Here is a 211-nt window from a genome sequence, read left to right as displayed (position 1 = left end):
CCGAAGAGCATGCTCTTCGGGGTTGTAGGACACTCTATACGGAGTCAAAAAGGAAGACAGTAGGTGAAGGACCTGGAAAGGTCAGCCGAAGAAGGTGACAGCCCTGTAGCTGAAACTGTTTTCCCTCCAGAGTGGATCCTGAGTACGGCGGGACACGTGAAACCCCGTCGGAATCCGGGAGGACCATCTCCCAAGGCTAAATACTCCCTAG

The 211-nt window shown here is 54.0% G+C and carries 1 rRNA gene; it reads left to right on the top strand.

Annotated features, from left to right (window positions below):
- A 23S ribosomal RNA gene (locus tag AYO36_RS14085) occupies positions 1–211 on the top strand; the annotation flags it as partial.

The sequence above is a fragment of the Exiguobacterium sp. KKBO11 genome (assembly GCF_001644945.1).
GTDB classification, from domain to species: domain Bacteria; phylum Bacillota; class Bacilli; order Exiguobacteriales; family Exiguobacteriaceae; genus Exiguobacterium_A; species Exiguobacterium_A abrahamii.
The sequence above is the reverse complement of the archived record's forward strand: the minus strand, read 5'-3'. Positions and strand labels throughout refer to the sequence as shown.